Origin of the sequence: Marinobacter xestospongiae (genome assembly GCF_023156385.1) — a bacterium.
Classification (GTDB): domain Bacteria; phylum Pseudomonadota; class Gammaproteobacteria; order Pseudomonadales; family Oleiphilaceae; genus Marinobacter; species Marinobacter xestospongiae.
The window spans coordinates 167,603-173,602 of sequence record NZ_JAKZAK010000009.1 but is presented as its reverse complement, the minus strand read 5'-3'; the positions used below and the strand labels follow the sequence as shown (position 1 = coordinate 173,602).

The window sequence follows — 6,000 nt, the reverse complement described above, 5'->3', positions numbered from 1 at the left end:
CAAACCTTCACCAGCACGCCTAGCTCTTCGGGTTGTCAGTGGCTCAGTAAGTCAACGAATTAACCAGACGGGACACTGGTTCTCCAATTCTCGTCACTGGGTTTCAGGCTCGGTCACCTCGAAGGATTGGGAGGCCAGCACGTCGAGACCTTCTTCTGCGCTGATCAGTTCCACTTGATACCGACCTGGCGGCCAGCCATGGGTGTACCGCAGCCAAGCCTGCTGGATTTCAGGGGCGGTTCCGGTCAGTGGCTGTTTATCCAGTGTCCACAGGGTGCCGTTGGTGGTGTTGGTCCATTTCAGAAAGACGAACTGTTTCGAGTAGTTGTCGGGAACCTTGTAATAGGTATAGAGCTGGGGCATCTCGCTGGAAAATTCCGACTGCACCGCCAGCCGGTTGTTCCCAATCGTGCTCTTGGTGCCAAACAGCAGTTCCACCTCATCCCGACGGAACGATTCCGTGGTGTTCAGCCAGCGCTCGACCAGCGTTCGTGCAGCTTTGGCGGGGTTCCGGTAACCGAGGAAGTCGTTGGTAGTCAGGTGAGTGTTGTTCAGGAGAAATCGGCGCAACTGGGCATCGTTAAGCGAAGATAAAACCATCGCCAGTTCCGATTTACTGATTTTGCCTTGGGCAAGTAGAGGGCGGTAATCAATGTCAGCCAAATCCCTGGGGCGATCCGGAGGCTGTGGTTGAGCGATCACGGTTTCATGGTGGCTGTCTGCCGCCACATTTATTGGCTCTGACACCGGTGGTGGATCGTTGGCGGGGGGCGGCGACAGTAACGAGGATGGAGCCTGCACCGAGACACTGCCTTCTGGCTCATGGGATGGCATGAGCCAGAAGGTCAAGGCTGCGAGCAGCAAGGTTGCCAGACCCATCGATCTGATCGTCAGCATTTACAATAAACCGATCAGTTGGTCATACGGTCCAGCCAATTCTGGGCCGCGGCTGTGCAGGCATCTCGGGAGGAGTAGTTACTCAGGTAACTGTAGCTTGATGACTCACAGGTATTGGTGAATTGCTGAAAGGGTCCATAGCAGGAGGTCTGGTAGTGAATCCGGCCACTCAGCGCGGTGCTTTTGGTGCAGAGATTGAAATACTCGGTCGGGCTTGGGTCTTCGAAGCCGCCACCAGTGCTGCCTCCGCAGAGTTCCGCCTTCACGTCTCGTCCCAGGTCAACAACCATCAGATACTCGTCATAAAAATTGTTTGCTCCTTCGGAATGGCCCTGCTGACAGTGGGCAATGGAGGCGCTCAGGGCCGAGTCCGCTTGGGCATAGTAGGCGCTGACCTGAGTGCCGCAACTGTTTGCCTCGGCACGTTCAGATGAACTTACGATATCGGTGAAGCTGTCACAGGAACCACCGGCAGAGGTTTGTGGGCCATTTGAGTCATCGTAGCTTTCTGAGTCATCGACTCCGCTATCAATGCAGCCTGTCAGGATGCCGCCCGCCAGCAGGCCGGTCAGCAGCAGGGTATTGCGCTTAATCGTCACTGTCATACGTCGCTCTCTCTCATTGACTTGTGCTTTATAAGTGCCCGGAGTGATTCTTGAGTGTTCGAAGAAAGGGCATATCGGCTCCAGCGATCGCTGGAAGACTCAGGCGTGGCCCAACCACTATAAATAGGCAATACAAAGATTAGAACAGTACTTATAAGTTCGCCATTGCCTGATGTGCCAAAAAACCACGCAAGGCGCTAGCCAAAAGAGCTGGGTAAGACGATCGAGAGAACCCCTGGCCTGGCGGCCAAGGGGGCGGGCTGTGACGGCTCAGGCAGTAAGCTGGCCATTGCGGTAATCCTGTAATGCCTGCTCGATCTCCTCACGGCTGTTCATCACGAACGGGCCGTACTGCACGATGGGCTCGCCGATGGGTTTGCCGGCGATCAGCAGTACTCTGGCTCCGTCGCCGCTGGCGCTGACCGTCAACTGGTCGCCCTCTGTCAGAAGGCTGGCGGCGCTGGTCTGCAGAGCCTCTCCGGCCACCGAAGCCTGGCCCTGGTAAAGGTACACCATGGCATTCAGTGCCAGTTCAACCGGCAGGGTGAGGTTGCCGTTGGGTTCCAGTGTCAGATCCAGGTACAGCGGGCAGGTGCTGCCGCCGACCACCGCGCCCTGATGGCGCTCGCCTGTCAGGGTCAGGCTGCCGGCAATCAGTTTGACGGTGCCGCCGGGCAGCTGCACTGACGGAATCTCGTTCGCCTGAATGTCGCGGTAGCCCGCTGGTTTCATTTTCTCGGCGGCGGGCAGATTGAGCCAGAGCTGGAACCCCCGCATCAGGCCTTCTTCCTGCTGCGGCATCTCCGAGTGGATGATGCCGCGACCGGCGGTCATCCACTGCACGCCACCGGTCTGCAAGTTGCCGCGGTTGCCCAGGTGGTCCTCATGCAGCATGTGGCCCTCGAGCATGTAGGTGACCGTCTCGAAGCCCCGGTGCGGATGCGCCGGAAAGCCAGCGATGTAGTCCGCTGCCTGCTCCGAGCCGAACTCGTCCAGCATCAGGAACGGGTCCATGCGCACCGCCTGACTCTGGCCCAGGGAACGCTTGATGCGTACCCCGGCGCCGTCGGAGGTCGCCAGAGCGGCAATCTGCTGTTTGATGGTGCGTGCGGTCATGATCGGCCTCCCAAGTGTGCCGTCTGATGACCCTCAGGCTGAGAGGGCGTCGATTTCGGTGCCTGCCTGGTCCAGGGCGCTGGTCTTCTGGTCGTCGCCCATGTTCAGGCCCTCGGCGTAGACGAACTCCACGCTGGTCAGGCCCAGAAAGCCCAGGAACGAGCGCAGGAACGGGGTCTGGCTGTCGTTGGCGGTACCGGCGTAGATGCCGCCGCGGGCCGCGAGTACATATACCGGGCGGTCTGCCAGTAGACCCACCGGACCATTCTCGGTGTAACGGAAGGTGATGCCGGCGCGGGCAATGTGGTCAAAGTAGGCCTTCAGCACCGACGGCACACCAAAGTTGTACATCGGCACCCCGAGAATCACCGCGTCGGCCTGCTTCAACTCCTCAATCAGCGCGTCAGAAAATGCCAGGACGTCCGCCTGATCGGCGGTTGGCTCATCCTGGGCAGCCAGGAAGGCGCCAAAACGCTCGGCATCCAGGTGCGGGACCGGATTCTTCGCCAGGTCGCGAATGGTGACGGTGGCGTCGGGATGCTGGCGGGTCAGTTTGTCCAGGGTCTGATTGACCAGTTGGGAGGACTGTCCGTTTTGACCAAAAATACTGGCGGTGATCACAAGGATGTTCTTCATGGCGTTCTGTTCCCCATATCAGTTGGTTCAGAGTATGGGAGTATTAAACGGAGAAACGGCCAGGGAAGAAAACGGAGAGATTTGGAAGGAACGATCAAAAAAACTGATGGACGGTGGCAGCGATGCGACACCACCGTCCTGCGCGGTTATTCCACGTTGCGGGAGTAGAAAATCTCCAGCATTTCCCGCTTCAGGCGCTCTTCGATAGAGCGGGCTTCTGCCGGGTCCAGGTCACTGGCGTTGACGCCGAACACGTAGTTATCCAGATCGAACTCCTTGAGCATCATCTTGGTGTGGAACAGGTTCTCCTGATACACGTTGACGTCAATCATCTGGTAGGCGTTCTGGGTGTCCTCGCTCAGGTAGTTCTGGATCGAGTTGATGTCGTGGTCGATGTAATGCTTGGTGCCATCAACATCGCGGGTAAAGCCCCGAACCCGGTAATCCACCGTTACCACATCCGAATCGAAGCTGTGGATCAGGTAGTTGAGCACTTTCAGTGGCGAGATCAGTCCGCAAGTGGAGACGTCGATGTCGGCGCGGAAGGTGCTGATGCCCTCGTGGGGGTGGCTTTCCGGATAGGTGTGTACGGTGACGTGGCTCTTGTCCAGGTGAGCAACAATGGCATCCGGCAGCGGTCCGGGGGACTCCTCGTTGTAGCTCTCGTCACCGGTGATTTCGTGCTCGGCGATCAGCATGGTGACGGACGCGCCGTGGGGCTCGTAATCCTGGCGGGCGACGTTGAGGATAGTGGCGCCGATGATCTTGACCACATCCGACAGGATCTGGGTCAGCCGCTCGGCGTTGTACATCTCGTCGATGTACTCGATGTAGGCCTGACGTTGCTCTTCGGTCTGCGCGTAACAGATGTCGTAGATGTTGAAACTTAAGGATTTGGTCAGGTTGTTGAAACCGTGCAGCTGGAGTTTGGTTTCCACGTTCAGCCTCCCCAACGTTTGGAGATGAATGATTAGGACGCGCATTTGCACGTCGCCTAGGCCGCCACCGATCACTGACCCGGTTGATCACCTTTTGCGCAGACCGGCGGTGAAGGGTGCGTATTATGCACACCGGGTCAGGCGTTGGATAGAGTCTGGGGCAACATTTTAGCAGCCCCATGACGGGCTGCCGGAGGCTGGCCGGAAAAGCCCTGGCAGCAGGGCCTTTCAGGCACCGGGAAGGTCAGTCGGCGGGCTGGATTTCGTAGCTGTGGCTGATCTCGACACCGGCCTGTTCCAGCATGATCGACGCCGAGCAGTATTTCTCTGCGGACAGGCTGACCGCCCGCTTCACCAGGTTCTCCTTGAGACCCCGCCCGGTGACCACAAAGTGCAGGTGAATGCGGGTGAATACCGACGGCACCGCGTCGGCCCGTTCCGCCTCCAGTTCGGCGCGGCAGTCGGTGACCTCCTGGCGGCTTTTCTGCAGGATGCTCATGACGTCAAAAGAGGAACAGCCGCCCAGGCCCATCAGCAGCATTTCCATCGGCCGTGGTCCGAGGTTCTCGCCGCCGTGGTCCGGTGGTCCGTCCATCTGCACGCTGTGGCCACTGCCACTGGTGGCCTTGAAGCTGGCGTTGCCGGTCCAGTCGATGGTTGCTTTCATCCGCGGATCTCCAGTTGCTGGGGGTAAGCCGGCCGCAGGCAGGACCGGGCTAAAGAGCTGGGATGCTAGCACATCCCCGTGAGGCCAGGCACGGGCAGGGTGGGTGTCAAAACCATGCCCTTTAATGACGCGGTGTCATGAAACTGACGATCGTCGGTTGCCGATCCATGACCATCTTGTTATAAGTTTCCCGCCAAGGCGCCAAAAAGAGTGCCGGGACAGCCGCGGCGCTGAGCGCCCCGTCAGGGGCGGGCGAATGCGGCTCGGGGGAGAACAGTCAACGGCGACAGATCGCCGTCCTACACGTGACGCGTGGCCCTTCCCGTGGCAGCAATGACACATAACCGTTCGGCAGGATCACCGGGTCGCCCAGGGCGTCAGGTGCTCTGCCTTTAAACCCGCACGGAAAGCAGGGTATTAACAACAACGCCGGGACCCGCCAGTATTAAGGAGGCATGACTCACGCTATGGCCACTATCGTCAAGCCGGTTGAGCAGAAGACCAAACACCTGGACTACTTCCTTTCACAGTGCCATCGCAGGCGCTATCCAGCAAAAAGCACCATCATCTATGCCGGTGACAAGAGCGATTCGCTGTTCTACATCGTCAAGGGATCGGTCACCGTCATCATCGAGGATGACGACGGTCGCGAGATGATCATGGCCTACCTCAACGCGGGAGATTTCTTCGGCGAAATGGGGTTGTTCGACAACATGGACTCCCGCAGCGCCTGGGTCAAAGCCAAGAGCGAGTGCGAAGTGGCGGAGATCAGCTACACCAAGTTCCGTGAAATCGCCCAGCAGGACCCGCGGGTGCTCTACTTCATTGGTGAGCAGATGGCGACCCGCCTGCGTCAGACCACCCGCAAGGTGGGTGACCTGGCGTTTCTGGATGTCACCGGCCGGGTGGCGCGGACCCTGCTCGACCTGTGCAAGGAGCCGGATGCCATGACCCACCCGGATGGCATGCAGATCAAGATCACCCGCCAGGAGATCGGCCGCATCGTGGGCTGCTCCCGGGAGATGGTGGGCCGGGTTCTGAAGACCCTGGAAGACCAGGGGCTGGTGCAGGTGAAAGGCAAGACTATGGTGGTGTACGGCACCCGCTAGCGGGTTGGCCGTTCGCCGCGGCAGGCGCTGAT

General features: G+C 59.1%; 7 protein-coding genes. 1 reads left to right on the top strand and 6 read right to left on the bottom strand.

Features of this window, described 5'->3' with window-relative positions; all coding sequences use genetic code 11:
* Positions 1–93 precede the first annotated feature (93 nt).
* The 6 genes from MLD24_RS09020 to MLD24_RS08995 all read right to left on the bottom strand — a co-directional run bounded on the left by MLD24_RS09020 (position 94) and on the right by MLD24_RS08995 (position 4,859).
* Complete coding sequence (locus MLD24_RS09020; RefSeq protein WP_248166315.1) at positions 94–897, bottom strand: hypothetical protein; 804 nt, start codon at positions 895–897, stop codon at positions 94–96.
* 14 nt (positions 898–911) lie between these two features.
* Entirely contained in the window at positions 912–1,502 is a 591-nt protein-coding gene (locus tag MLD24_RS09015; protein ID WP_248166312.1) for a hypothetical protein, read from the bottom strand.
* A 270-nt stretch (positions 1,503–1,772) separates the two neighbouring features.
* Positions 1,773–2,618 (bottom strand): pirin family protein, encoded by an 846-nt coding sequence (locus MLD24_RS09010; protein ID WP_248166310.1) that lies wholly within the window; start codon positions 2,616–2,618, stop codon positions 1,773–1,775.
* A 33-nt stretch (positions 2,619–2,651) separates the two neighbouring features.
* Positions 2,652–3,254: an FMN-dependent NADH-azoreductase gene (locus MLD24_RS09005; protein ID WP_248166308.1), complete on the bottom strand. Its 603-nt coding sequence runs from the start codon at positions 3,252–3,254 to the stop codon at positions 2,652–2,654.
* A 146-nt stretch (positions 3,255–3,400) separates the two neighbouring features.
* A complete protein-coding gene (gene speD / locus MLD24_RS09000; protein ID WP_228752834.1) occupies positions 3,401–4,192 on the bottom strand; it encodes an adenosylmethionine decarboxylase in 792 nt (263 codons plus the stop codon).
* 244 nt (positions 4,193–4,436) lie between these two features.
* A complete protein-coding gene (locus MLD24_RS08995) occupies positions 4,437–4,859 on the bottom strand; it encodes an OsmC family protein (RefSeq protein WP_248166306.1) in 423 nt (140 codons plus the stop codon).
* Positions 4,860–5,326: 467 nt separating this feature from the next.
* Here MLD24_RS08995 and crp point away from each other — a divergent pair, with 467 nt between their 5' ends.
* Entirely contained in the window at positions 5,327–5,968 is a 642-nt protein-coding gene (gene crp / locus MLD24_RS08990) for a cAMP-activated global transcriptional regulator CRP (RefSeq protein WP_091811031.1), read from the top strand.
* Positions 5,969–6,000: the final 32 nt, after the last annotated feature.